This is a genomic window from Mesorhizobium sp. M2E.F.Ca.ET.209.01.1.1 (genome assembly GCF_004010375.2).
GTDB lineage: Bacteria > Pseudomonadota > Alphaproteobacteria > Rhizobiales > Rhizobiaceae > Mesorhizobium.
In genome coordinates this window covers 1-386 of sequence record NZ_SADP02000352.1, presented here as the reverse complement: position 1 = coordinate 386, position 386 = coordinate 1, and the positions used below count along the sequence as shown (strand labels likewise).

Below are 386 nucleotides of genomic sequence, written 5' to 3'. Positions count from 1 at the left end.
CCGCGATCCTTGGCCTGCTGGCCTCCGTCATTGCCGCGCTCGGCTGGGGCTTTCGCCAGCGGTTCGCCGGCGCCGAGGCCGAGCGCAGCAGGCAGGCCAAAGCCGAGGCAGCGGCCCGCGCGCTCGCCGACCGGGTCGACAACGACATCGGCGCTCTGCCCGCGGGCGCCATCAAAAAGGAGTTGAAGGCATGGGCAAGGGATTGATTGTCATGCTGCTTGCCGAGGCTTTGGCCGGATGCACCACGAGCACTGGCGGCTTCTGCGCCGTTTCCAGGCCGCTGCGCCGCTCCGCCAAAGCCGTTGACGCGCTGTCGGACGAGGAAGCCAAGGCACTGCTCGCGCACAATCGCAAGGGCCAGAAACTCTGCGGCTGGAGGCCCTGAT

2 protein-coding genes are annotated in these 386 nt (G+C 68.4%); both read left to right on the top strand.

Annotated elements, in window-relative coordinates; all coding sequences use genetic code 11:
• On the top strand, positions 1-206 hold a 206-nt coding region (locus EN852_RS35955; RefSeq protein ID WP_348643528.1), incomplete at its 5' end, for an ABC transporter permease.
• On the top strand, positions 191-385 hold the full coding sequence (locus EN852_RS35950) for a hypothetical protein (protein ID WP_135879697.1): 195 nt from the start codon (positions 191-193) through the stop codon (positions 383-385). The genes EN852_RS35955 and EN852_RS35950, both read left to right, overlap by 16 nt.
• Position 386 lies beyond the last annotated feature (1 nt).

What these genes read in the sequence shown, in the direction of transcription:
- EN852_RS35950 (WP_135879697.1), top strand. Translation starts at nt 191, where the DNA reads ATGGGCAAGGGATTGATTGTCATGCTGCTTGCCGAGGCTTTGGCCGGA.